Annotated in this window: 20 protein-coding genes; 10 read left to right on the forward strand and 10 right to left on the reverse strand. The window is 61.3% G+C overall.

All coding sequences use genetic code 11. The features are described 5' to 3' along the window. The first annotated feature begins 58 nt into the window (after positions 1-58). Positions 59-1,018 carry an alpha/beta hydrolase gene (locus DYL59_RS14375; RefSeq protein WP_135289791.1) on the forward strand — a complete coding sequence of 320 codons (960 nt, stop codon included), beginning with the start codon at positions 59-61 and terminating at the stop codon, positions 1,016-1,018. 59 nt (positions 1,019-1,077) lie between these two features. Here DYL59_RS14375 and DYL59_RS14380 read toward each other — a convergent pair whose 3' ends face one another. The 5 genes from DYL59_RS14380 to pvdM all read right to left on the reverse strand — a co-directional run bounded on the left by DYL59_RS14380 (position 1,078) and on the right by pvdM (position 9,028). After that, positions 1,078-3,534 carry a TonB-dependent siderophore receptor gene (locus tag DYL59_RS14380; protein ID WP_135289792.1) on the reverse strand — a complete coding sequence of 819 codons (2,457 nt, stop codon included), beginning with the start codon at positions 3,532-3,534 and terminating at the stop codon, positions 1,078-1,080. 95 nt (positions 3,535-3,629) lie between these two features. Continuing rightward, positions 3,630-5,288, reverse strand: a complete 1,659-nt coding sequence (locus DYL59_RS14385) for a cyclic peptide export ABC transporter (protein WP_135289793.1) — start codon at positions 5,286-5,288, stop codon at positions 3,630-3,632. A gap of 149 nt (positions 5,289-5,437) precedes the next feature. Beyond that, a complete protein-coding gene (gene pvdO, locus DYL59_RS14390) occupies positions 5,438-6,328 on the reverse strand; it encodes a dihydropyoverdine dehydrogenase (RefSeq protein WP_135289794.1) in 891 nt (296 codons plus the stop codon). 45 nt (positions 6,329-6,373) lie between these two features. Continuing rightward, positions 6,374-7,654 carry a pyoverdine-tailoring periplasmic protein PvdN gene (pvdN, locus tag DYL59_RS14395; protein ID WP_135289795.1) on the reverse strand — a complete coding sequence of 427 codons (1,281 nt, stop codon included), beginning with the start codon at positions 7,652-7,654 and terminating at the stop codon, positions 6,374-6,376. Positions 7,655-7,684: 30 nt separating this feature from the next. Beyond that, on the reverse strand, positions 7,685-9,028 hold the full coding sequence (pvdM, locus tag DYL59_RS14400) for a pyoverdine-tailoring dipeptidase-like protein PvdM (protein ID WP_135289796.1): 1,344 nt from the start codon (positions 9,026-9,028) through the stop codon (positions 7,685-7,687). A gap of 142 nt (positions 9,029-9,170) precedes the next feature. Between pvdM and pvdP the strand changes: the two genes are divergently transcribed. Continuing rightward, positions 9,171-10,799 (forward strand): pyoverdine maturation tyrosinase PvdP, encoded by a 1,629-nt coding sequence (gene pvdP / locus DYL59_RS14405; protein WP_135289797.1) that lies wholly within the window; start codon positions 9,171-9,173, stop codon positions 10,797-10,799. A gap of 17 nt (positions 10,800-10,816) precedes the next feature. On the opposite strand, the gene DYL59_RS14410 is transcribed toward pvdP, so the two are convergent. Continuing rightward, positions 10,817-12,121 (reverse strand): ATP-binding protein, encoded by a 1,305-nt coding sequence (locus tag DYL59_RS14410; protein ID WP_135289798.1) that lies wholly within the window; start codon positions 12,119-12,121, stop codon positions 10,817-10,819. Further along, positions 12,118-12,858, reverse strand: coding sequence for a response regulator (locus DYL59_RS14415; RefSeq protein ID WP_135289799.1), 741 nt, complete (start codon positions 12,856-12,858; stop codon positions 12,118-12,120). Before DYL59_RS14415 ends, DYL59_RS14410 begins: the two co-directional genes overlap by 4 nt. Positions 12,859-13,110: 252 nt before the next feature. Here DYL59_RS14415 and DYL59_RS14420 point away from each other — a divergent pair, with 252 nt between their 5' ends. From DYL59_RS14420 to DYL59_RS14440, 5 genes are all read left to right on the forward strand, one after another. After that, entirely contained in the window at positions 13,111-14,148 is a 1,038-nt protein-coding gene (locus tag DYL59_RS14420) for an isopenicillin N synthase family dioxygenase (protein ID WP_135289800.1), read from the forward strand. A 13-nt stretch (positions 14,149-14,161) separates the two neighbouring features. Next, the gene (locus DYL59_RS14425; protein ID WP_135289801.1) at positions 14,162-14,956 is read left to right on the forward strand and encodes a MetQ/NlpA family ABC transporter substrate-binding protein; all 795 of its coding nucleotides are present in this window, start codon (positions 14,162-14,164) and stop codon (positions 14,954-14,956) included. After that, positions 14,953-15,696: a methionine ABC transporter ATP-binding protein gene (locus DYL59_RS14430; protein ID WP_135289802.1), complete on the forward strand. Its 744-nt coding sequence runs from the start codon at positions 14,953-14,955 to the stop codon at positions 15,694-15,696. The genes DYL59_RS14425 and DYL59_RS14430 overlap by 4 nt, the downstream gene beginning before the upstream one ends. Next, complete coding sequence (locus DYL59_RS14435; RefSeq protein WP_135289803.1) at positions 15,693-16,358, forward strand: methionine ABC transporter permease; 666 nt, start codon at positions 15,693-15,695, stop codon at positions 16,356-16,358. Before DYL59_RS14430 ends, DYL59_RS14435 begins: the two co-directional genes overlap by 4 nt. 97 nt (positions 16,359-16,455) lie before the next feature. Next, entirely contained in the window at positions 16,456-17,535 is a 1,080-nt protein-coding gene (locus DYL59_RS14440) for a sigma-54 interaction domain-containing protein (protein WP_135289804.1), read from the forward strand. On the opposite strand, the gene DYL59_RS14445 is transcribed toward DYL59_RS14440, so the two are convergent. Then, positions 17,513-18,925 carry an aminotransferase-like domain-containing protein gene (locus tag DYL59_RS14445; RefSeq protein WP_135289805.1) on the reverse strand — a complete coding sequence of 471 codons (1,413 nt, stop codon included), beginning with the start codon at positions 18,923-18,925 and terminating at the stop codon, positions 17,513-17,515. The genes DYL59_RS14440 and DYL59_RS14445 overlap by 23 nt on opposite strands. A gap of 122 nt (positions 18,926-19,047) precedes the next feature. Between DYL59_RS14445 and DYL59_RS14450 the strand changes: the two genes are divergently transcribed. From DYL59_RS14450 to DYL59_RS14460, 3 genes are all read left to right on the forward strand, one after another. Continuing rightward, positions 19,048-19,680, forward strand: a complete 633-nt coding sequence (locus DYL59_RS14450; RefSeq protein WP_135289806.1) for a LysE family translocator — start codon at positions 19,048-19,050, stop codon at positions 19,678-19,680. Positions 19,681-19,767: 87 nt separating this feature from the next. Next, the gene (locus tag DYL59_RS14455; RefSeq protein WP_135289807.1) at positions 19,768-20,826 is read left to right on the forward strand and encodes a diguanylate cyclase; all 1,059 of its coding nucleotides are present in this window, start codon (positions 19,768-19,770) and stop codon (positions 20,824-20,826) included. Positions 20,827-20,874: 48 nt separating this feature from the next. Further along, positions 20,875-22,104: a M20/M25/M40 family metallo-hydrolase gene (locus tag DYL59_RS14460; RefSeq protein WP_135289808.1), complete on the forward strand. Its 1,230-nt coding sequence runs from the start codon at positions 20,875-20,877 to the stop codon at positions 22,102-22,104. A gap of 155 nt (positions 22,105-22,259) precedes the next feature. On the opposite strand, the gene DYL59_RS14465 is transcribed toward DYL59_RS14460, so the two are convergent. Together DYL59_RS14465 and DYL59_RS14470 are read right to left on the reverse strand one after the other, a co-directional pair. Then, the gene (locus DYL59_RS14465) at positions 22,260-22,646 is read right to left on the reverse strand and encodes a hypothetical protein (RefSeq protein ID WP_135289809.1); all 387 of its coding nucleotides are present in this window, start codon (positions 22,644-22,646) and stop codon (positions 22,260-22,262) included. Continuing rightward, a partial coding sequence (locus DYL59_RS14470; protein ID WP_193557551.1) for an RHS repeat-associated core domain-containing protein occupies positions 22,643-23,561 on the reverse strand: 919 nt, incomplete at its 5' end. The genes DYL59_RS14465 and DYL59_RS14470, both read right to left, overlap by 4 nt.

Raw genomic sequence — 23,561 nt, forward strand, 5'->3', positions numbered from 1 at the left:
CTAGAACCCGTCGCTGGGCACCCCCGTGTGGGGGTGCCCATTTGGAGAATCCTTGATCATGCCTCTCAATCCTGACCTCGCCGCTTACCTGGAACTGGTGGGCAGCGGCCGTCGCAGCGGTAAAGCCTTGCCGATGCATCACCTGCAACCGGAGGAAGCCCGACGCCAGTTCGACCAGTCTTCAGCGCTGATGGACCCCGGTGCCGATGAGCCCGAATTCATCCAGTCAGTGTCCTTGACGGCCCGCGACGGCCAGCGTTTGCAAGCTCGGCTGTACCGACCACCGGAGTGGGACGCCAGCCAACACAGTGGTGCCGTGTTGTACTTGCACGGCGGCGGTTATGTGGTGGGCAGCCTGGATTCCCACGATGCCCTGTGCTGGAACCTGGCTCTGGATTCGGGCTTGCCGGTGCTCTCGCTGGAGTACCGTTTGGCCCCGCAGTGGCGCTTTCCCACGGCCTTCAACGATGCCGAGGATGCTTGGCAGTGGTTGGCCCTCAATGCACGGGAGCTGGGTATAGACCCTGAGCGCATGGCTGTGGTGGGTGACAGTGTCGGCGGCAGCCTGGCCACCGTATTGGCCAACAGCCTGGCAGCCCAGCAGGCCCTGCCGCACCCGCGTTTGCAGGTGTTGATCTATCCGGTCACCGATGCCAGCCGTGTCAGTGCCTCGGTGGAGCGCTATGGCGTCGGCCATTTGCTGGAGAAGGACACTCTGGAGTGGTTCTACCAGCAGTACCAGACAACCCCGGCCGACCGACTGGACCCACGCTTTTCGCCGCTGTTGGGGGCGGTGAATGCGCAGGTGGCACCGGTATTGCTCATTGTTGCGCAGTGCGATCCCTTGCATGACGAGGCGGTGGCCTATGCGCGGCATCTTGAGACCGGTGGCGTGGCGGTGCAGTTGGAAGTCTACGATGGCATGTGCCATGACTTCCTGCGGATGGGGTCGATCATTGACGAGGCAGACCTGGCCCGTGAGCGAATCGTCGAGGCGCTGGCCCAGCGGCTGGGTTGACTTTGCAAGCGGCATAAAAAAACCGCAGCCCTTGGGCTGCGGTTTTTTTTACGGGTGGATCAGAAGGTGTATTTGGCGGTCACGGTGAAGTTGCGTGGGTCACCGTAGACGTCATAAGGGCTCCAGGTAGAGTTGCTGGCGATGCCCTGGTAGTACTTTTTGTCGAACAGGTTGTTGATGTTCAGCTGGGTGTCCAGGTTTTTAGTGACCTGGTAGCCGGCCATCAGGCCGAACAGGGCGTAGGCTTCCTGGTCAACATGGAACTTCTGTGATTGGCCGTTGAACGTGACCACGCCCTTGTTGAAGGTGCTGCTTTGGCTGTAGACGTTTGCACCGATACGCAGTTTGTTCAGGTCGCCTTGCAGATGGTAGGTGGTATTGGCCTTGAACATGTGGCGAGGCACGTCGGTGTCGAACAGGGTGCCTTCCTTGGAACCGTCGGCATCCTTTTTGTACTTGGCCTGGGCGAAGGTATAGCCGGCGCCGACCTGCCAGTTTGGTGTCAGTGCACCGTTGATCTCCAACTCGATGCCCTGACTGCGGACCTTGCCTGCGGCCTCGTAGCAGGCATAGCTGCCTACGGCGATGAATCTGCATTGACTGCTGTCTGCGACTTCTGCCGCTCGGTTGAGCTGGTCGATCTGGAACAACGAAGCGCTGGCATTCAGCGCGCCACCAAAGTACTCGCCCTTGATGCCTATTTCATAGTTTTCACCCGTGATCGGTTTGATCCCGGCGCCGTCACCGTCTTTTTCATCCTGAGGCTGGAAGATATCGGTGTAGCTGGCATAGACCGAATGGTTGTCGTCCAGGTCATAGATCACGCCGGCGTATTTGGTGACGTGGCGCACTTCCTTGGTTTTGCCCGAGGTGTAGTACTGGTCGTTGGTCTGGTCGTAGATCGACGTCGAGTCGTACCAGTCCAGGCGTGCACCGAGAATGACTTTGAGTGGGTCGGCAAGGTTCCAGCGCGTGGTGACGTACAGGCCCTCCTGGTCGACCTTGTCATTGATGGAGTAAATGTCTGGAACGAAAGGCCTTGGTGTGTTGGGGTTGAAGTTGTTGATATCGATATTGTCGATGAAGGTAGTGCCGCCCACCGCTTCGGTCTTGAGTTGACGCTTGCTGGCACCCACCACCAGCTCATGCTGGCGCCCAAGCAGGGAGAACGGGCCGCTGGCAAAGAAATCATAGGTGGACTGGTCGTAGTCACGCGTCTGGTTGAATACCCGCTGGCGGTAGGTCAAGTTGGAGTTGCGTTCCAGAACGGCGCCACCCAGCTTGAAGTCGGACCAGTTTTTCGAGGCGCCCAGGTGCAGGCGCCAGTCGTTGTCGAAACGTTGGTCCAGCTCGACGAATACGGTCTTGTTCTCCACGTCCTGGTGCGACCAGCTGTAGCCGAACGATTTGGAACGGGAGAAGCCCATGCTGCTGCCGTCCGGGCTTGCCGGCAAGCCGCCCCAGTTGATGTTGTTATTGTCGTTCTGATCGGAGGCACCCACGGTGAGGGTGGTGCTGTCGGTCAGGTCGAACTCGGTGATGCCGTAGAACACGCCGCGTTCGCGCCCGGCGTAATCCTGGTAGCTGTCCTTGTCGTGGTAGGCGCCGACAAAGCGGCCACGCACGCTGCCGCTTTCATTGACCGGGCCGGATACGTCCAGCTCGCTGCGGTAGTTGTCCCGGCTGCCGGCGCTGCCGGTGATGCTGGCCTGGAATTCCTTGGTGGGGCGCTTGCGCACCATGTTGATGGCGGCCGATGGGTTGCCAGCGCCTTGCATCATGCCGGTGGCACCGCGCACCACTTCGACGCGGTCGTAGGGGGCCAGGTCGGCAGTAGCGACCCAGTCGGCGTTGTAGGTGGTCGGCAGGCCGTCAAACATGATGTTGGTGATCGGGAAGCCACGGGCGAAGTACTCGCTGTTGGCCGGGCGCGCAGCGGACAGGCGCAGCCCTGGGGTGGCCTGGACCACGTCGTCCAGGCTGCGCATGCCTTGGTCATCCATGCGCTGGCGGGTGATCACGGTCACGGACTGCGGGGTTTCGCGCAGGGACAGTGGCAGCTTGGTCGCGGTTTGCATTGCACCGGTGGTGTAGGAGCCGGTGTTTTCCGTGGTGCTGCCCAGGGCCTCGCCGCTGATGGTGGTTGCCCCCAGTTGCAGCGCGTTGTTGCTCGACGCGCTGACCGTCACGGAGGAGTTTTGCATCTGGTAGAACACACCGCTGTCCTGCAGCAGCCTGGCGATGGCCGCCGACGGTTCCAAGTGACCGGAAACGGCAGTGCTGCGCTTGCCTTCCACATCTTGCGGGCTGTAGAGCACTTGCAGGTTCGACTGGGTGCCGAAGGCCTGCAGTGCGCTGCTCAACGGCTGCGCCGGGATGTTGAAGGTCATTTCCTGGGCGTGGACCAGCATAGGCAGCAGGGCAGTCAGGCCTAGTGTGCAGAAACGCAGGTCGGGCTTGAGTGCATGACGGATCACGAGGGCCAGGGCCTGGGGGCGAAGTCGATGTGCAGGCATTTTAGAAAGTGCTCTTGAGTGTCGGCAGAGGTTAAAGGTAGTGAGATTGTTTCTCAATCAACTAATAAGACGCACGTCGCTGGAAAAACCGGAAATTAAACATTGGCGATTTCCTGTTGTTGGGCGCTGACCTTGCCGGCACTCATGTGCACCAACTGGTCGGCAATGTCGAAATAGCGATCGTCGTGGCTGATGACGATGATGGTTTTGCCCAGGCGCTTGAGGTCGGGCAGCAGCTCGGTATAGAAAATCCGCCGGAAGGTCGGGTCCTGGTCGGCAGCCCATTCGTCGAACACCAGAACGGGGCGTTCTTCAAGCCAGGCATTGACCAGTGCCAGGCGCTTGCGCTGGCCGGTGGAGAGGTCGGTGGTGGTGAAGGCGCCGTCCTTGATGCTGACCTTGTGGGCGATCTCCAGGCGTTGCAGGTACTGATTGGCCGTGTCAGGAATGTGCAGGTCGTCACGCACCAGGTCATCGAACAGGTAGTAGTCCGCGAAGATCGTGGTGAACAACTGGCGATAGTCGTCGCGGTTTTGCGCGGTCACCGGTTGGCCGTTGAGGCGCACTTCGCCTTGTTGCGGGGCGTAGAGCCCCAGCAGCAGCTTGATCAAGGTGGTCTTGCCGCAGCCGTTTTCGCCGACGATGAAGATGATGTCGCCCTGTTTGATGTTCAGGTTGACCGGCCCCAGGCGAAACGGCTCGCTGCCCTCCACCGGTGGGAAGTCAAAGCGCACGTTGTTCAGTTCCAGGCTATGCACGGCAGCTTTGGGGGCTTCGGCATCACTGAGCAACAGGTGCGGTTCCGGCGAGGAGAAACGTTCCGACAGGTCGGCAATGCGGCGGAAGGCGATCTGTGCACGGCTGACAATGGGCAGTGTCCCGATCAGGTGTTCCAGTGGCCCCTTCATGTACAGCAGCACCAGCACGAAACCGCTCATGACGCTTTTGTCGGCGCTCGGCCAGTAAGCCTGCAACGCCAGGGCCAGGCCGATCACCACGAAGAACAGCATGGAGCCAAAGGTCTTGGCGACGATGAAGATGTTCACCGAGCGAACCTGGGTGTCGCAGATGCTGTTGGCGGCGGCCTGGATACCCTCGACATTCATGCGGTGGCGACGGGGGCGATGGATGCGCAACTCCTTGGCACCGGAGGCAATCGCGGTGTAGTGCTTTTGCAGCTCTTCTTCCTGCTCCCGCGCCGCATAGAAGCCGCTCATGCCACGGGCGCGCGCGATGTATTGCGCGACGCTGCCGATGACGATGGCGATCAGCATGATCACAAACATTGGCCACGACAGCATCGCCAGGTAGCCCAGGCAACCCAGGGTCACGGTGAAGGAAATGGCCAGCGGCGCGAAGGCGAAGGAGAAGTCGCTGATGGTGTCGATGTCGTGGGTCAGCACCGGGATCAGCCGGTGGTTGCGATAGCGCTCGATCTGCTCGATAGGTGCCGAGAGCACTTTCTCCCCCAGTTCCTTGCGCAGTCGGGCAATGATTTTCTGGCCGACATAGTTGGTGCCGATATCGGAAAAGATCGAGCTGGCCAAGGCCAGTACGCAGAGCCCGGCGAACAGCAGTACCACGCCCTGGGTGAGGCCTGTGTCCGAGTGCAGCGACGTATTGATGGTCGCCAGCAGCGTGGTGATGGCCAGGCCACCCACCATGCCCAGCACAATCGAGAGCGTCACGATGGGCCAGAAAGGTTTGAGCAGGGCGAAAAGTTCGCTGATGGCGCCGCGAGGTTGGCTGGTCATGAAAAAATCCTGTGTGGAGAATGCCCGAAATCCGGCACGAACGACCCGAAGGGCTTGGGCTTCTGGAGGGTGCTTAGCAACTAAACGAAGGGCGGCAGGCGGGATTTAGGGCAGTGTGGCGAGCGGGCCCGCCACAGGGAGTAGAAGGTTTAGAGTTCCCGTGCGACGCGGAACCCGAGGAAATCACCTCTTACATTTTTCTCGCGGCTGTTGCGGTTGCCGGAGCGAGAGAACACCGGCGCTTCACCCCAGTCATTGCCCCGGATATGGGCATCGTTGCAGTCACCGCCCGTCAGCCAGGCGCTGCCGTCGGTGGGGGCACCTTCGTAGTTGGGGTGCCAGCAGTCGGCGACCCACTCGTAGACGTTGCCGTGCATGTCGTACATGCCAAAGGCGTTTGGCGGGTAGCTGCCCACCGGTGCGCTGTAGGTGAAGCCGTCTTTGGGGCCATAGGTATTGGCGTGTTTGCTGATCTGGTATTGGCCTTCCTCATCGAACGGGAAGGGGAAGGGTCCGGTGGTACCGGCGCGGGCGGCATATTCGCGTTCAGCCTCGCTGACCATGCGGTACGTGTGCCCGGTTTTCTTCGACAGCCAGTCGGCATAGGCCTGGACTTCGAAGTAGTCGATGCACACCGCCGGCTGGCGCGGCCCCTGTGTATAGCGGGGCTTGCTGGCTTGGCACAGGCGTCCCGGGCGGGTGTCGCCGTCCTTGATCACCACGCCGCTTTCACGGATATAGGCGTCCAGTTCCCCGGCGGTGACGTGGAAGCGGCTCATGGCAAAGGGTTTGGCGAAGGTCACGGTATGCTGTGGGCTTTCATCGCCTTCCTTGCCTACTTCACCTTCCGGTGTGCCCATCACGTAGCTGCCAGCGGGCAACACCACCATTTCCGGGCAATTCTTGCAGTCCTTGAACACCTTGCCGGCTGCGGGTGTGGGTGCCGCGTGGGCGGCGCCGGCGAGCAGGGTAGCCAGGGACACTACCAGCAGCGCGCGCAGGGAGCGGGGCTGGCGAATAGGAAGCGGAGCACTGTTCATGAGTCGTCTCTATAAAGGAAAAAGGGCGCCTCGGGGCGGTTCGGGTCACAAGGCCTTTTCGAGTACCGCCATCAAGCGGTCGATTTGGCTTTCGTCGTTCAACAAGCCGGGGGCAGTACGCACCACCGGGCCGGCGTCGCGGTGCACAGCGTCGACTACCACGCGCTGCTGCATCAGGTGGGCCGCAACTTTTTCGCTGTCCTGGCCCTTGACCCGGAAAAAGGTAAAGCCGGCGGACAGCTCGGGGCTCAGTGGCGTGACCAGTTCAATCTGGCGGTGTTGTAGCAAGCGGCGCTTGAGGTAACTGTTGAGCTCATGGATGCGCGCCTGTACGTCGGCCTTGCCCAGTTGCAAATGCAGCTTGAAGGCTTCGTCCAGTGCCCAGCGATGTTCGAATGCGTGGTAGCCGCCGGGGGTCATGCTGGTGGCGAAGTCGGTGTCCTGGGAGAAGGTCGGTTCGGTGGGGGTCACGTCGGTGAGTACTTCCGAACGTGCGCAGATGATCCCCGTCCCCCTTGGCCCGAACATCCACTTGTGGGTGCCGGCAATGAAAAAATCGCAGTGCATGTCGGGAAACGCCAGGTCTTCGACGCCAAACCCGTGGACGCCGTCGACCACATAGAGAATGCGGTCCTTCTCATCCCGTTGGCGGTTGCGTTCCTCCACCAGCTTGCCGATTTCCCCGATGGGCAACTTGACCCCGCTGCCCGACTGCACCCAGGTCATGCCCAGTACGCGGGTGTTGGGGCGGATGGCGCGGTCAATCGAGCCCAGCACTTCGTCTGCCGAAACCCGGTAAGCCTCTTCGAACAGTTTGATCTTGCGCACCTGGGTGCCTTCCTTGCGCACCCGAAACTCCAAACTGTTGCGCGTGGAGTAGTGCTCGTGGACGGTGGTCAGGATTTCCTGGTCGGGGCGCACATGAATGCCCCCGTAGATCATGGCAAGGCCTTCGGTGGTGCTGCCGGTGAGGGCGATTTGGGCAGGTTTTGCCTGCACGTAGCGGCCCGCCCATTCGCGCACCTGGGCCTCGCATTTCCAGGTGTGTTCAAGCTCCCAGTCCATGGCCAGGGCCGGGTTGCGATCAAGGTCGGCGCGGTGGCGCTCGATGGCCTCGCGCACGGGCTTGGGGTGGGAGGTGATCAGGAAGTTGGAAAAGTGCAGGTAGTCCGGGTCCTGATTGAACAGCTGGCGCAGTTGGGCCCATTTATCCAGGCCGCCCGCGGGGGCCGGTGTGCCGAAGGCCTGGGGGGTAAGGGCGGCACCCAGGGGCAGGCTGGCGGCAAAAAGGCCTGCCTGCTTGAGAAACGTACGGCGGTCAGTCATGAAGTCGATTCGCTCGGCAAAAAGAGGGTGTCAGCGCTGGGCCACAGGTTTGGCGGCTTGCTGGACTTCGCTCCAGACCCGCAGGAAGTTGCCGCCCCACAATTTGGCGATATCGGCCTCCGAGTAACCCCGTTGCAACAGTTCGGCGGTGACGTTGCGGATCTCGCCGACGTTGTCCCACCCGGCGATCCCGCCGCCATCGTTGAAGTCTGAAGCGATGCCCACATGATCGATGCCGATCTTGCGCACGGTGTAATCGATGGCGTCTCCCAGGTCCTTGAGGGTGGCCTTGGGTTCGTCTTCGAGGATGGCGTACAGGCTGCTGGCATACTCGCCGAACTTCTGCTCGGGCCAGGCTGCGATGATGGGGTCGCCAGGCATCAGTGCCACATGCAGGTTGGGCAGGGGAGGCAAGTCGAAACGCGCCCGCAGGGTATTGAGCTTGTCCTGGGTCTTTTGCGTCAGGGGGCGCAGGTAGGTGCCGAAACCGACCACTTGCACCACGCCGCCGCTCTGCTTGATCAATTGCATTTCTTTGTCGCTGAGGTTACGCGGGATATCCACGGCGGCACGCGGTGCGGAGTGCGAGGCGACCATGGGCGTGCGGCTCAGGCGCGCGACCTGTTCCAAGGCCTTGGTCGACATTTGCGAAACGTCGATGATCACCCCCAGGTCATTGAGGCGGTGCACCGCTTGTTGGCCAAGGTCCGACAGGCCATCGAGCGCGTCGGGGGTGTCATTGAAGAAGGGCAGCGGGCGCGATGAGTCGGCCCAGGTGTTGTTGCCCACATAGCTGAAACCGAACATGCGCATGCCGCGCGCGGCCCACAGGTCCAGTTGGTTCAGGTCGTTGCCCAAGGGGTAGGCGTTGAGCATGCTGATAAAGATCGCGAACTTGCCTTCGCCGTGCAGCCGCCGAAAGTCCTCGGGGGTGTAGGCAATGCCCACCTGGTTGGGGTAGTCACGCACCATGCCGGAGATGATCTTGTAGCGCACCTCCTGCTGGTTGCGGGCCTCGTCGACAAACCCATCGGTGGGTTTGTGGGGGGCGTTCGGCCCGTTCCACATCTCCGGCCAGCCGAAAATGGTCAGCGCCGCGCCGGACAGGCGTCCACGATTGGCCTTGACCAGGTCAAACTGGCCGCTGCCATCCTTGTCGGCCTCTTTGCCGGCAGTGCCGAAATCCAGGGGCACGGTGATATGGCTGTCGAACGACAGTACGCGCTCCTGCAACTCGTTGGCCTGCTTGATCAGCGCAAGCGGGTAATCGCTCCTGAACCAGTGATCCCAGGCCAGGAAACCGGCCCCGGCGCCGATGGCCAAAGCCAGGGGCAGGCCTATATACAGTGCCTTTTTTGAACGTGGTTTTGTCATTGCCGTCTCAGTCGGTTGAGGCCTTTGCTATCTGGGAAGAACGAGCGATGAACCGGGAAATTTAGGCAGCGCCGCACAGGCTGTAAATTTTTCAGAGAGGCAAACGTTCTAGCTCTGATAAAGCCGTTTCCTAAGGTAGACAATGACGATCTCTCGACGTGGGTTCATCGCAGGCTTGGCGCTGACGAGTGCTGCCGTGCCGGCGGCCTTTTATGCCCATCGCGAGCTGACGCGTGAAGAATTCCCGATTACCCCGGGCGAAGCCACCGTGGACCTGGCCGACACCGCTGGCCAGCATCTGGCTGACACCTTGCGCGGGGTGTGGAGCCTGCGCCTGGAGGGGCGTGATGCCCACATCGAGGGGTTGCCCCGCGACGACCTGGAACTGTTGCTCGACATCGCGCCGCGTGGGCGTGGCTTGCGGGGCTACCTGGATACCGCTGCCAACCTGCGCAGCGCGGGCGAGCCCCGTTACCGCGTACTGGGCGACGTGGCCGGCGTACGGGGCAATGTGCTCTATTGGCGCCTGATCGATCGCGACTCGGCCGACGGCTCGCCTGCCTATGAGTTCAAGACCACCGTCGATGAAGTCTGGGCCGGCTTCGGCAATGCCGGCAGCACCACCCTCAGTGGGCAGATTCTCGATTTGCAGCGGCCTCTGGCACTGGTCGAGCGTGACAATCGCTTTGTCGCCCACAAGCAGTTGTTTCCCGAAGCGCGCCAGCGCATCGGCCTGAACCCCACGCTGCTCGCGTGGTTGATCGCGCCCGAACACCGCCTGTTCCACCAGCTCTGGCACGCCACGCGTGACAAGTGGCACAAGCTCTCCGAAGAAAAACACGAGGCCCTGCGCGGTATTGGCTGGCAACCCGGCCCGCGGGGCCAGGAGCGCGATGCCCGAGGCAAGCGCAAGGATCGCAACGGCTCGGGCATCGACTTTTTCTTCATGCATCGCCACATGCTGGGTACAGCGCGTTCCATGCAGGACTTGCCCTCATGGCCTGCGTTTCCCGAGCCACAGCCGGCACTGGAGCGTGATCGCCTGGGCTTTGTGCGGTACTTCGATAACCAGGACGGCTTTGCCCTGCCGCCTACGTGGTCGGCGCCGGACGATGCCGAATACACCCAGTGGGTGCGTGATATCAAGGCCGAAGAGACTTACCACAGCAACTTCCAGGTCTGGGAATCCCAATATCGCGACCCACGCTACCTGGCCAAATTGACCTTGGGGCAACTGGGTTCCGAAATGGAGCTGGGCCTTCACGACTGGTTGCACATGCGCTGGGCCTCGGTGCCTCGCGACCCGTCCAACGGCGGCCCAGTGCCTTTTGCCCGCGACCCCTCGGACTTCGCCCCACGCTGGTATGCACCCGAGAACGACTTCCTGGGCGACCCGTTTTCATCCCACGTAAACCCGGTGTTCTGGCACTTCCATGGCTGGATCGATGACCGGGTCGAAGATTGGTTCCGAGCCCACGAACGCTTCCATCCTGGTGAGGTGCGCCGCCTGGACGTCAATGGCGTGGCCTGGTTTGCCCCCGGACGCTGGGTAGAAGTAGGCGACCCCTGGTTGGGACCGGACACCCACGGCTGTAGCACCACGCCGGGGTTGCAGATGGGGCGGTCCATGGAGATGGACCCGGAAACCATGAAGCTGGCGCTGCGCATTGTGTTCAGTGATGAAAACGATGCATTGCAGGGCCTGTTCAAACGCGTGCCGAAGCGGCCCTGGTATGCGCGCCACCTCAAGGTCAAGCCACGCGACGCGTAATCCCGCTGCCGGGCTGATTACAGTGCGATACGCACCTGTGCACACAAGCCACCGCCGGGCCGATTGCTCAAGGTCAATGACCCACCGATCGCCACAGCCAACTGCTGGGCGATGGCCAGGCCCAGGCCCGTGCCGCCGGTGCCGCGATTGCGTGAGCTTTCTACCCGGTAAAACGGTTGCATCACCTGTTGCAGTTCGTCCTCGGCGATGCCGGGGCCACGGTCCAGCACCTTGATCGACAGGTCGCCGGTGGCGGTCGAGCTGATTTCCAGTTCTGCGGCGCCGGCGAATTTCAGCGCGTTGTCCACCAGGTTCACCAGTACCCGGCGCAGGGCATGGGGGCGGGTGTCCAGCACCACCGCGCTCTTGCCACTCAGGGTCACGGATTTGTGCATGTCCTGGTAGTCGAACACCAGGCTGTCGAGGAACGCATCAACGTCGATGCGGTGGCTGGCCTCGGTGGCGCCGTGCACGCTGCGGGCATAGGCTACGCCTTCGCGCACCAGGTGTTCCATCTCGCCAAGGTCGCTCCAGAGCTTGTCGCGGTCGGCGGAGTCGTCCATGAATTCGGCGCGCAGTTTCATGCGCGTGATGGGGGTTTGCAGGTCGTGGGAAATCGCCGCGAGGATCTGCATGCGTTCCTTGAGGTATTCGGCGATGCGCGTTTGCATTTCATTGAACGCCGCAGCGGCATGGGCCACTTCGGTGGGGCCGGTTTCGTCCAGTGGCGTGGGGTGGGCGTTGGGGTCCAGGGTTTCCACGGCGCGGGCCAGGCGGGTCAAGGGGCGCACGGCCAGGCGCACGGCGAACCAGGTGCAGCCCAGCAGCAGCGCCAACTGCAGCACCAGCACCACGGGCAGCCAGTACGCCACGGGTACCATGGAGGGGCGCACGTCAATCGTGATGGGGCTGCCGTCGGCCAGGGTCAGGTGGGCCTGGAAGTGCTTTTGCACGCCGGGGATGTCGCGAAAAGTCAGGGCGTAGTGTTCACCCAACGCGTCGCTGATCGAGGTGGCAGCGATGGGTACATTGTCGCTGGCCATCGGTTCACCGGGCTCGCCGGCATTGAGCAGGTAGCGGTAGTTCTGCCGGTTGATGCGCGGCAACCAACTGGCGCGTTCGTCGGCCGGCAGGCGGTCGAGGATCGCCACCGAGGTGGAGACGTCGTTCTCCAGGTTGCCCAGCATGGCGGTGCGGGCGCTGATGTAGCGTTCGTAGAACTGGGCGCTGAACGACAACCCATGGGCGCACAGCAAGCTGATCAGGAAGATCAGCGACAGCTGCGACGCCAGGGTACGGGGCCAGCCAAAGCGAAAGGTCATTGATCGGCCTCAAGGATTTCCACGGCCAGGGAGAACACGTAGCCCTCGCTGCGCACGGTCTTGATATAGGCCGGTTCGCGGGCGTCGTCCAACAGGCGCTGGCGCAGGCGGCTCACCAGCAGGTCGATGGAGCGGTCGAACAGGTCGGCGTCGCGGCCCTGGGTAAGGTTGAGCAATTGGTCGCGGTTGAGCACGCGTTGCGGGTGATCCAGGAACACCCGCAGCAGGCGGTATTCGGCACCGCTCAGGGCCACCAGGGTGTCGTCTTCGTCGAGCAGGTGGCGGGCGGTGGTGTCCAGGCGCCAGCGGCCAAAGCGGATCAGCCGCCCGGTTTCGCTCACCACCAGGTTTGGCGGCAGCATCCGCGTACGGCGCAGTACGGCGTTGATCCGCGCCAGCAGTTCACGGGCGGCGAAGGGCTTGACCAGGTAATCATCGGCGCCCATTTCCAGGCCGATGATGCGGTCGGTTTCGTCGTTGCGGGCGGTGAGCATCAGCACCGGCGTGGCCTTGTGCTTGCCCACCCGCAGTTCACGGCACAACTGCAAGCCGTCATCGCCGGGCATCATGATGTCCAGCACGATCAGGTCCACCGGGGTGGTGTCGAGGAAGCTGCGCATCTGTCGGCCGTCGGCGACCACGGTGGTGCGCATGCCGTTCTTTTTCAGGTAGTTGCCTACCAGTTCGCGGATCTCCCGGTCGTCATCGACGATCAGGATGTGATCGACATGATCCATGCTCTGCCTTCCTCGTTAAATACTCGTTGGGGCGCAGTCTAGCCACTGTCGGCGCCCTTGCCTTGTGCCCTTTGTATTGCAGTGTATCTGGCGATAGCGAGATACACGACGAAGCAAAAATCCATGCGCAGCTAGCGCTTGTAGGCTATATCGGCATGCCTAAGCTAATTCTAAAAAGATATTTATTGAAGGTTTTTAAGATCGTTTAGCTTGGTTGCTTGCGCAGGCAATTGTTCAGGGAGCGAGCCGCCGATGTCCACGTTGCAATCGATCACCACCTTACCGCTGCTGGACCTGTCCCAGCTTGACGGCAGCCCGCAGCAGCGCCAGCAGTTTCTTGATGAGCTGCGCCTGGCGGCGCGACACATCGGGTTTTTCTACCTCACCGGCCACGGCATCGACCCGGCGCTGCTGGCCCAGGTGCAGCAGCAGGCGCGGGCTTTTTTTGCCTTGCCAGAAGCCGACAAGCTGGCGGTGGCCATGCTCAACTCCCCGCACTTTCGCGGCTACAATCGCGCCGCGTCGGAGATCACTCGCGGCCAGCCCGACCTGCGCGAACAGTTCGACGTGGGCGCCGAGCGTGAACCCCTGGCGGTCGATCAATACCCCGCCGCCTGGGCGCGCCTGCAGGGCCCCAACCAATGGCCGCAGGCCTTGCCCCAACTCAAGCCCCTGGTGCTCGCTTGGCAGCAAGCAATGACGCAAATGGCCCTGCGCCTCTTGCGCGCCTTCGCCCAGGCATTGTCCCTGCCGGAAAACGCCTTTGACGCGCTGTACGGAGACCAGCCCAACGAACACATCAAGCTGATCCGCTACCCCGGTCGCCATGCCCGGCAAAGCCGCCAGGGCGTCGGTGCCCACAAGGATTCCGGTTTCCTCAGCTTCCTGCTGCAAGACCAGCAAGCCGGTTTGCAGGTGGAAGTGGAGGAGGGCCGCTGGATCGATGCCGCGCCACGCCCCGACACCCTGGTGGTGAATATCGGCGAACTGCTGGAACTGGCCAGCAACGGTTACCTGCGCGCCACCGTGCACCGTGTGGTGTCACCGCCAGTGGGCAGCGAGCGCTTGTCCCTGGCGTTTTTCCTGGGGGCGCAGTTGGATGCGGTGGTGCCGGTATACCAACTGGCGCCAGAACTGCTGCGTGACGCCCATGGCCCCGAAAGCGACCCGCGCAACCCGTTGCTGCGCGACGTTGGCTGGAACTACCTCAAGGGCCGCCTGCGTTCGCACCCCGATGTCGCCCAACGGTTCTACGCCGACGCCACACTTCCCAACGCACTGTCCGCCTGATCTGGAGATCACCATGTTGAAGAAAACCGCGCTTTCCCTGGCAGTGTTGCTGGCCTCATTGAGCGTGTCGGCGGCCGATGCTTTGCGCGTCGCCGCAGACCCCATTCCCCATGCGCAGATCCTTGAATATGTGCAAAAGCTCGACCCCGGCCTGAAGCTCAAAATCATCGAGATTCCCAGCGGCGTGAACTCCAATGAGTTGCTGGCCCATGGCGATGTGGACGCCAACTACTTTCAGCACCTGCCGTACCTCAACTCCCAGGAACAGGCCCTCGGCCAGAAGTTCGCGGTGGCGGCCACCGTGCATATCGAGCCGTTGGGCATTTATTCACGCCGCCACACGCGCTTCGACCAGGTGCCGGTCAAGGGCACGGTCGCTGTGCCCAACAACGTCACCAACCTCAGCCGCGCGCTCTACCTGCTGCAAGCCAATGGCCTGATCAAACTCAAGCCGGGCTTCAACGATGCGGCCAAGAAACAGGCCACGCCAAAAGACATCGCCGAGAACCCCAGGCACCTCAAGATCCTCGAGATCGAGTCGCCGCAGATCCCCCGCGCGCTGGACGATGTGGACCTGGCGGTGATCAATGGCAACTTCGCCCTGGAAGCAGGCCTGGAGCCGGCCAAGGATGCCTTGGGCCTGGAAGCGGCCAAGGGCAACCCCTACGCGAATATCCTGGTGACTACGCCAACGCTGGCGCAGGACCCGCGCATCGAGCAACTGGCCAAGGATTTGCGCTCGCCTGAAGTGGCCAGGTTCATTAGCGAGAAATACGCCGGTTCCGTAATTCCGGTGGCGGCCGAATGATCGTTGTCGAGGGCGTCAGCAAAACCTACGCCACGGGCCAGGCAGCGTTGGACAACGTGTCGTTGCAGATCGCCGACGGCTCGATCTTCGGCATCGTCGGGCGCAGCGGGGCGGGTAAAAGCACCTTGCTGCGTTGCCTGAACCTGCTGGAACGGCCCACCTGCGGGCGTATCCTCCTGGATGGCCAGGACCTCACCCAGCTGAGCGACAAGCAACTGCGCCAGCAACGCCAGCGCATCGGCATGATCTTCCAGGGCTTCAACCTGCTGCATTCGCGCAACGTGGCGGATAACGTGGCGGTGCCGCTGGAAATCGCCAAGGTACCCAGGGCGGAGCGCGCGGCAAGGGTGGCAGAGCTGCTGGCCCTGGTGGGCTTGAGTGACAAGGCTGGGGCGTTTCCTTCGCAGCTGTCTGGCGGGCAAAAACAGCGTGTGGGCATTGCCCGTGCGTTGGCGGCGCGCCCGGCGTATCTGCTGTCGGATGAAGCCACCAGCGCGCTGGACCCGGAGACCACGGCGTCGATCCTTGAACTGTTGCGCGATATCAATCGCCAGCTGGGCGTGACCATCGTGTTGATTACCCATGAACTGGAGGTGGTCAAGGCCATCTGTGACAGCGCCGTGTCCCTGGCCGATGGTCGCGTGGTGGAAAGCGGCACCTTGGTGCAGTTGCAGGCCGACCCATCCTCGCGCCTGGGCCGTTCGTTGGCGCCCAGCCTGCAAGTGGTGAGGGCGGTATGAAAACCGATTGGAATGACATCGTTGCCCTGCTGCTCAATGCCACCGGCGAAACCCTGTACATGGTGCTGCTGGCCGGGTTGTTCACCCTGTTGATCGGCTTGCCCCTGGGGGTGTTGCTGTTTGTCAGCCGGCGCGACGGCCTGTTGCCGTTGCCACGTATCAATCGCGTACTGGGGGCGGTAATCAACCTGGGGCGTTCATTGCCGTTCGTGGTGATGCTGATCGCGCTGATTCCTCTCACGCGGCTGATCGTCGGCACCACCTTGGGCAGTACCGCGGCGGTGGTGCCGATCACCATCGGCGCATTTCCGTTCTTTGCGCGCATCGTGGAAACCGCCCTGGATGAGGTGGACAAAGGCCGCATCGAAGCCATCGTGGCCATGGGCGGGGACATCCGCCATGTGATTCTCAAGGTGCTGTTGCCCGAGGCGCTGCCGGCGTTGGTGGCGGGGGTGACTTTGACGCTCGTGATGCTGATCGGCTTTTCGTCCATGGCCGGTGTGATCGGCGGCGGCGGCCTGGGGGACCTGGCGATTCGCTATGGTTATCAGCGTTTCAACAACCAGATCATGGTGGTCACCGTGATTGTGCTGGTGCTGCTGGTGCAGGGTGTGCAAAGCCTGGGAGACCGGTGTGTGAGGTCGTTGGCCCATCGCCGATAAACGGTTATGTACTAATGAATTTTTAATATTTCTAGTTATATGCGCGGCTGGGTAAAGTCACCCTTACTTTCTTTATCTCGCCGCCGGGAAATTGTTCATGAACCGTCCCCACGGGCAGCCCACGCCGATCCTGACTTTGCCCCAGGGCGAAAAAGACCCGCTGTCGATCCGCGCCAAGGCCCTGGTGTTTGCCGACCCCCGCTCCCTGCAGTTGCTCGACTACCTCAAGCGCGTCGGCCCCAGTGATGCGCCGGTGTTGATCAATGGCGAGACCGGCACCGGCAAGGAGCTGGTGGCGCGCTACATCCACAGTGCCAGTGGACGCACCGGCGCGTTCGTGCCGGTGAACTGCGGCGCTATCAGTGAAACCCTCGCCGAAAGCGAGTTTTTCGGGCATGAAGCCGGGGCGTTTTCCGGCGCCGTGGGCCGACGTGGTGGCTGGTTCGAAGAGGCCGACGGCGGCACCTTGTTCCTCGATGAAATCGGCGACTTGCCGCTGCCTTTGCAGGTGAAGTTGCTGAGGGTACTGCAGGAACAGGAAGTGGTGCGGGTGGGCTCGCGCAAGCCGATCAAGATCAACATCCGCCTGGTCACCGCCACCAACATCGACCTGGAGCAGGCGGTGGAGGCGGGCAATTTCCGTCTGGACCTGTTCTATCGCATCAATGTGGCCCAGGTGCAGGTGTTGCCCCTGCGGGAACGGCCGTTGGATATCCTGCCGCTGGTGGAGCACTTTCGCCGGCTGTACAGCGCCAAGCTGAAAATCGCCGAGCCGATGCTGTCCGAGTCCGCCACCCAGGCGTTGCTGGACTACCCCTGGCCGGGCAATATCCGCGAGCTGGAAAACGTGGTGCACCTGGCACTGCTGGTGGCCGGTGACAAGCCGATCATGCCCAGCCATCTCAAGTTTTCCGCCGGGCTCAGTGCAATGCACGCCAGCGCCAACAGCGGCGCACCGCGCATTCCCCAGGAGGTGATGCGCGAGCAGCTGTTGCGGCTGTTCGAGGTGCCCGGCGATACGCTGTTGCACGATATCGAGGACCTGATCGTGCGCGAGGCCTTTGCCTTCTGTGGCTTCAACCAACTGCGCACGGCGGATCTGCTGGGGATTACTCGCAATGCCATGCGCACGCTGCTGGTCAACCACGGCATGCTCAAGGGGCGCGCAAAGCCTTGAGCAACAACGCTTCGAACAGCTGCTGCGTGCGCGGCTCATCGCTGTGGGCCACGTTGAAGCGCATCGTGTTGCGCTGCCCAGGGTCGTAGCCAAACAGCGCACCGGGTGCCAGCACCATGCCCTGCTTCAACGCGGCCTGGGCCAGCCATTCACCGTCGACCCCTGGCGGCAGACGCGCCCAGATAAACATCCCACCTTCAAACGCCATGGGCAGTTCGCAACCGCAACGTTTGAGCCATTGCTCGACACGGCTGCCTGCCTCCATCAGGCGCTGGACCATGCGCTTGCGATGCTTGGCATAGCTGCCTTCGCTGAGCATGCGGTACAGGATCTGTTCGAAGAGTTCCGAGGTGATGCCGCCGCTCATCAATTTCATATTGGTGAGGTTGGCCGCCAGTTGCGGCGCGGCCACCACGAAGCTGACGCGGGTGTTGGCACTCAGGCTCTTGGAAAACCCCGACAGGTAAGTCACCTGCTCCAGCCCGGCGAGGGCCGCCAGGCGCGGCGGGGGGGTGGGGTGCAGGTCGCCGTAGAGGTCGTCCTCGATGATATGGCAGTGGTACTGCTGGGTCAGTTGCAGCAGGCGAAACGCCTGGCTTGGGCTGAACGTATGGCCGGTGGGGTTATGCAGCACGCTGGTGGTCAGGTACAGGCTGGGGCGGTGTTCGGCCAGCAGCTGTTGGAGGGCGTTGAAGTCAAAGCCATCGGGGCGGCGTTCGATGGTCACAACCTTGACGCCGTGCAGGGCCAGGTTGGCGTGGAAGTTGAAATAGCAGGGGGTGTCCAGCAGCACCGTGTCGCCGGGGCGGGCGAGCAGGCGCATGAGCATGTCCAGGCCCTGGACGGTGTTGGGGGTAGTGATGATCTGCTCCACCGCCACCGACAGGCCTTCGCCCTGCAGCTTCTGTTGCAACGCCTGGCGCAATGGCAGCAGCCCGGCCGGCGTACCCAGCCCGGCGATGCGCAGCGACGGTGCGCGCACGGCACTGCGCAGGGCCTGGCGGATGGCGTCGTTGTCCAGCCAGTGTTCCGGCAGGTGGCCGCCGCCGGGGCGTTGGTCGCCGTGTACGGTGGCCAGGGGGCGGCGCAGTACGCTGAGCAGGTCCTGGGGCAGCAACTCCACCCAGTTCGATGAGGCCGGGCGCGGGCTGTTGATCGCCACGAAGTAGCCACGGCCCTGGCGGGAGGTGAGCAGGTTGCGGCCGCGCAGGCGGTCCAGGGCTTCGTTGAGGGTGAACTTGCTGACGCCCAGGGCCAGGGTCAGTTCGCGCACCGACGGCAACTTGCTGCCGGGTGCCCATTCGCCGGTGTCAATGGCCTGGCTGAACGCCTCGACAATCTGCTGCACCTTGGGCGTGCCCGGCACAAAGGCAATGGCGGAGACAAACATGCACCTTCCTTGAGTTTGCTGGTGATTTTACCGGTAAAGTCCGGCGGGATTAGGCCTCACTTCACCTGCCTTGTGCAATGCCGTGTGCCTAGACTGCAGGCTCCTCTCCCAAGGCTTTGTCCATGACCAGCGCGCTGACCCTTTCTTCGTTCCTGTACTTCCTGTTGTTTTGCACCACCATTACCTTCAGTCCCGGCCCCATGACCTTGTTGCTGTTGAGCCTGGGCCTCAAGGATGGCCTGCGCCGTTCGATCCCGGCACAGGTGGGCGCCAGTGTGTCGTACCTGCTTTCGATCCTGATTTTTGCCGTGGGGTTTTCGCAGTTGATCAAGGGCAGCCCGGTCATTACCCAAGGCATCCAACTGGTCGGGGTGGCCTACCTCCTTTACCTGGCCTACAAGCAGTGGACCGGCAGTGGCGTGTCGATTGACAAGGGCGCAACCGTGGAAGGGGCGCGCAGCCTGTTCGGCAAGGGTTTTCTGACGGGGTTTTCCAACCCCAAGGCCATCATTATGTTCAGCGCCGTATTCCCGCAGTTTGCCGGGGCAGGGGGGCGCAACTCATCGGTGGATATCGCCATCCTTGGCCTGACCTTCCTGCTGCTGCAATTTGCCAGTGGCTGCCTGTACTGCTATTTCGGCCAGCGCATCAAACATGGGCTGGAGAACCCCAGGCGCCGGGTGCTGTTGCAGCGTGCCACTGCGGTGTTGCTGCTGGGAGTGGCGATGATGTTGGCACGGGGTTTGTCCCACTGAGGTGTCGAGGGCAAGGTCATGAGCGGTAGTGGCGATTTGCCGTTGCCCTGATAGACTCCAGGCATCCATCCAGGATCACACCTCACCATGCCAGTCGCAGGAGGAAAGGGACTTCCGCTCGCTTCACGCTTGTATAAATCCCGCACACTGGGGCTGACGCTCGGCTTTGTGTGCGTGGTGTTCGGCATGTATCCGCTGTACCCGCCCACCTGGGTATGGGTGTGGATGGTGATCAACGCGTTTGCCTGGCCCCACCTGGCCTTTCAGTGTTCAAGGAGGTCAACCCATTCATTGCGCAGCGAACGGCGCAACCTGCTGTTCGACTCTTTCTGCGGCGGCTTCTGGGTCGGCGCCATGCACTTCAACCCGCTGCCCAGCGTCACCACCTTATCGATGATGACCATGAACAACGTGGCCATCGGCGGCCCGCGCTTCATGCTGGCGGGCTGGGTGGCGCAGGGGCTGGGCATTGGCGTGTCGCTGTTGATCTTCGCCCCCGGGTTTGTGGCGGTGACGACCCAGGTTCAACTCTACGCGTGCCTGCCGATCCTTATGCTGTACCCGTTGGCCCTGGGTTGGATCTGTTATCGCCAAGCCGTAAACCTTGCGCGGCACAAGCGCGAACTGTTGGCCCTGAGCCGTACGGACAGCCTGTCCGGCCTGCTCAACCACGGCGCCTGGAAAGACCACCTCGAAATCGAATTTCAACGCTGCCGCCGAGGCCCGGCCGGCGCCGCGATTGCGCTGATCGACATTGATCACTTCAAGATCATCAATGACACCTACGGCCATGTCACCGGCGATATCGTGCTGCGCCAACTCAGTAAAGTGCTGCGCCAGAACCTGCGGGCCACCGACCTTGCCGGGCGTTATGGCGGTGATGAGTTTTGCGTGATCCTGCCAGACATGCCCTTGAACCGCGCCACCGAAGTGATGGAGGCCTTGCGCGACCGCTTCAACGCCTTGGCCTATGCCCAGGACCCGACCTTGCGCGCCAGCTTGAGCATCGGCCTGGCGCCGTATCACCCGGCCCATGCCGACTCGACAAGCTGGTTGAACGACGCCGACCAGGCGCTGTACGAGGCCAAGAGCGGGGGGCGTAACCGTGTCAGTTCGGTGCAGGAGAGTTGGTTGCGATCGGTCTAGTGGGGTAGGGTGTGGCGGCACCTTCCAACAAAAAACAAGGATCGGTTCATGCTCTTCAACGTCCCCCGCACCCTCCTGGCCGCCTCCCTGGCCTTGTCCTTCGCCCTGCCGGCCTACAGCGCCGAACCCCACAAGCAGATCCAGGCTCAATCCGAGCAGTACAAGGCCGAGGCCCTGAAACTGCTGGAGCGTCTGGTGAATATCGACTCGGGTTCCGGCTACGGACCGGGCCTGACCCAGGTCAGCGATATCGCCATTGATGAATTGAAGCAGCTTGGTTTCGAGATTGAACGTGTGCCCGATGCCGCCGCCAACAGCAGCCATGTGATCGCCACCCTCAAGGGCACCGGCAAGGCCAGGATCCTGCTGATGGCCCATATGGACACGGTGTTCAAGGAAGGCTCTGCCGCCGAGCGTCCGTTCCACATCAAGGATGGCCGCGCCTACGGCCCCGGCGTGATGGATGACAAGGGCGGCATCGTCGCTGGCATCTATGCGCTCAAAGTTCTCAAGGACCAGGGCTTCAAGGACTATGCGCAAATCACCTTCCTGCTCGACGCCAGCGAAGAAACCGGCTCCGACATCGCCTCTGACCTTATCCGCAAGACCGCCAAGGGCCACGACGTGACCCTCAACCTCGAACCCGGCCGCCCGGCCGATGGTCTGGTGGTGTGGCGCAAAGGCAGCGCCACCGCCGTGGTGGAAGTCAAAGGCAAGGCCGCCCACGCCGGCGTCGCCCCGGAGCTGGGACGCAACGCGGCGATGGAAGCCGCGCATCAGATCTTGCAGCTGGGCAAATTGGGGGATGAAGAGAAAAAGACCACCATCAACTTTACCGTGCTCAAGGCAGGGGATCGCGTGAATGTGATTCCCGATCAAGCCACCGCCAAAGCCGATGTGCGTGCGGCGCTGCCGGAAGAGTTTGATCGTATCGAGAAAGACCTAGCGCGGGTGTCGGCCAACAAATTGATCCCGGAAACCGAAGTGAAAACCAGCCTGCAACGCGGGCTACCGCCCATGCCCCAGACGCCGGAGTCGGACAAGTTGGTGGCGATTGCCCAAGGCATTTATGGCGAATTGGGCCGCAAGCTGACCATTGAAGGCAGCGGCGGGGCAGCGGATGCCAGCTTGTCGGCGGGGGTGGGTACACCGACGTTGGATGGGTTCGGGATTGTGGGCGGCAACATCCACACACCTGAGGAATATGCCGAGGTGGAGAGCGTGGTGCCGCGGGTTTACTTGTTGAGTCGGATGATCATGGAGTTGGGTAAGCGCTGATCATGCGATGGGGCATGAACCTGTTGTAGTGAGCAGGCTTGCCCTGCGCTGGGCTGCGAAGCAGGCCCAAAACAGGCGATGGAACTGGGGTTGGGGCCGCTTAGCGGCCCAGCGCGAGCAAGCTCGATCACTACAGGGTGCTCTAGTTTGCGAATTCATGCGTCAACAGATTCGGCCCAAGTTTGGCAGAAGTCATGTTGCTCTTGTATGTCGTTGGTAAGATCATTTTCTTCATATGTAAAAATGTGTACCAGTTCGCCTTCTGGTTGACCAATGGTCATCTCGTATGCAACTAGACCATTTGACATTTGTGAAGACATTCCTGAAGTGTGAACGTTGATTTTTGCGCCTTTGCATAAAAAAACTATATTGTTTAAGTCAGCTCTTAATAAGCCGAAACTGTCATACAGGTCGAACGCGGTATAAGTTTTCCGTATGCCATCGTTAAAGAGAATATGAAGCGACGGCTTACCTCCCTCGTATTCGATCAATGCAGTTTCACGTGCACCGTTTTTTATGATGGTTATTTCACGTGATTTCATGGGCGTTCTCTATTAGGGTTCAATATCGTGTATCCCTTGTAAGTGCCATCTTCATTGACTGGCGAGGCACCTATAATATGTTTGGAGTCTATACGGCCTGGAATCGCAATTTCTAGTTCATTTTTGTGCTTGGAGCGTGTCCCCAACTCTTTATTTACATCTCTGCCAGGAATCCTCTTGAGGGTATAGAGAAAACCTTCCTCAAATCCAAAGCCTGACGCAAACACTAGTGCCTGTTTCCTTGATGTCGACGTTGGGACAAAGTTGCTAGGTGGGCTGGCATTATTTATGGAGTGTAAATAAAGATCAGTGCTTTCTCCTCTGCTCTCAAATCCCTTTTCGAATATTTCATCGGGCTCTCTTGAGTCTCCGCGGTATAGATAGCTTTTATTTTTTTGTGGAGTTGGAGTTGATGGTGTCTGTTCATCAACCTTTAACTGTTCGGTTGGGCTTTCTATTTTTGATTGTTGTTTACATCCGTCTCCACCTGGACAGGTATTCAAACCCAGCGGATCCACCCACCCCGTTGGGTTAGACACGTACTGGAACCCGTTGATCCCACCTGCCAACCTCACTGGATCAGGCGTCAGGTACCGACCAATATCCGGATTGTAGTAGCGATGACGGTTGTAGTGCAGGCCGCTTTCTTGGTCGAAGTATTGGCCTTGGAAACGTAGTGGGTTGTCGATTTTTCCTATGTCGAGGCGCGAAATTTCGCCGTAGGCGCGGTAGTGCGCGGACCAGACGATTTCGCCTTCTGGCGTGGTGAGTTCCTGTGGTGTGCCGAGGTGGTCGAGTTGGTAGTGGTAGGGCTTGGTCGCTTTTGGGCCGAAGCCTTCCAGTAGGGCTAACGGGCGGAAACTGTCGGGTTCGTAGATATAGCTGCGGTGTTTGTCTTTGCGGTGTTCGGCGATG

It is taken from the genome of Pseudomonas kairouanensis (assembly GCF_004682055.1).
GTDB classification, from domain to species: domain Bacteria; phylum Pseudomonadota; class Gammaproteobacteria; order Pseudomonadales; family Pseudomonadaceae; genus Aquipseudomonas; species Aquipseudomonas kairouanensis.